Here is a 2,185-nt window from a genome sequence, read left to right on the forward strand (position 1 = left end):
ATGTCGGCACGGCGACCGCGCTCGCGATTGCGCCCGACACCGTCGACCAGGGCCAGTCGGCGACGCTGACGGCGACGGTGACGTCCAACCAGCAACACACCCCCGTCGTCTCCGGCACCGTCGATTTTTGCCGCACCGGTGCGCCAGCCTGCGCCGGCAGCGACCGCATCGGCACGGCCCAGCTCGTCAACGGCGCAGCCTCGATCGTCATCTTCGCCGATCCCGGCCCGCATAGCTACACGGCCATGTTCAGAGGCGGTCCCGGCTATAAGGCGAGCGCGTCCACGTCCCAGATGCTCACCGTCAACCACACGGGCCTCTATCCGACCACGGCGGCCATCGGCACGGTGAACTTGCAGCCGCCCTATGACATTCCCGTCACGGTGACCAGCCTCGGCGTGCCGCCCGGCCTGGGCCTGGCTCCGACCGGAGTGGCCGATATCCTCGACACGAGCAACAACGATTATCCGCTCGCCACAACCCCCTCCATGGGCAACGCCGCCTATGGCATTGCCGCGACGTCCGCGACGCTCACCGTCGGCAATTTTTCCTATTCGATGGCGAGCGAGGATTTCAACAAGGACGGCCGCGCCGATCTTGCCGTCGCCAATCAGGGCGACGACAACGTCCAGATCTTCCTGGCGCAGACCGACGGTAAATTCCCCGCCACGCCGTCCTGGACCCTATCCAATATCGACAACCCCTATCCTGTGGTCGCGGGCGATTTCAACAATGACAGCTATGTCGACCTCGCCGTCGGCGCCGGCTCCAACATCAGCGTCTTCACCGGCAAGAAAGAGGGCGGCTTCGATCCGACGCCCATCGATACGGCGGCGAGCGGCGTCGTCGCCTTCGCGGTGCGCGATTTCGACCTTGACGGCGCGCTCGACATCGCCGTTGTCACCGCCGGCAACTCGCAGGTCTATCTGGGCGACGGCAAGGGCAGTTTCCCTGTCAAGGGAACCTCGGTGTCGGTGGGCAGCAATCCCCAAGCCGCGGGCGCCGCCGTCGGGTCCGTTGCTGCCGGCGACTTCAACAATGACGGCAAGCCCGATCTCATCGTGCCGCAGACCCCAACCGACAAGGTGTGGGTGCTGCTGGGCGACGGCCTGGGCTCGTTCCAGCCCGATCCGAAACCGGTCAGCACCGGCACCGACGCCGATGCCATGTCGGTTGCGGTGGCGGATTTCGACGGCGACGGCCATCTCGATTTCGCCGTCGGCGTCAACAATCCCAACGGCCCAGGCTACGTCATCCCGTACCAGGGCGACCCCACCGGCAAGAATTTCACGAAGAAGACACCCTACTCGATCGGGGGCACGATCTGGGATACCATCACCCTGGCCGTCGGCGATTTCAACGCCGACCACAAGCCGGACATCGCCACCGCATATTTCGCGGGCTCCCCTAATGTCAATATGCAGCTCCTTCTGGGCAGCGGCACCTGGACGTTCACGCAGGGCGCCACGATCCAGCCCGGCAGCTGGCCGGGGGTGCCGGTGACCGGCGATTTCAACGGCGACGGCTTCGCCGATGTGGCCGTGGCCAACGCCTTCGACAACAATGTGACGGTGGGGATCGTTCAGCCTTCCGTGACGGTGACCGCCACCGCGAAGGATGTGCAAGCGCCGGTGGGCAACGACTCGTGGGCCTACCACCAAGCCGTGGCGGTCTACCAGGGCGACACGAACTTTGCCGAGAGCCTGCCGTCGCCTCCGGTGGACGTCCCGCAGTTCCCGCTCGACACCTCGCTCACACTGACCGCCGACCCGGCCGGGACGGCTCTCACCGGCGAGGAGGTCGAACTGACGGCGGTCCTCACCATCGACGGCGACCCGCAAAAACACGTCCCCTCGGGCGTGGTCAGCTTCAAGGTCGGCGACACGCTGCTGGGCCCGGCGCCGCTCACGGCGGTCGGCGATGGCACCTATCAGGCCAAGCTGATCACCGGCACGGGCGGCGTGTCGGCCCTGCCGACCGGCAGCATCACCATCACCGCCACCTATCCCGGCGACGATAACTTCAACGCCCCGACGCCGGCCAAGCTGGACTACAAGGTCACCGGCACCGAGCCGGTGGTGGCGCTGGAATTCCAGCCGGGCAAGATCATCCAGGTCGGCCAGAAGGTCACGCTCGTCGCCACGGTCTCCGGGCCGAGCGCCGCGGTGGCAAGCGGCACGGTCGA

General features: G+C 66.5%; 1 protein-coding gene. It reads left to right on the plus strand.

Annotation, left to right across the window (positions count from 1 at the left end):
* The coding region (locus C7477_RS18590; RefSeq protein ID WP_110754817.1) for an FG-GAP-like repeat-containing protein at positions 1-2,185 on the plus strand (2,185 nt) is incomplete at both ends.

The organism is Paramesorhizobium leguminum (assembly GCF_003217235.1).
GTDB classification, from domain to species: Bacteria; Pseudomonadota; Alphaproteobacteria; order Rhizobiales; family Rhizobiaceae; genus Paramesorhizobium; species Paramesorhizobium leguminum.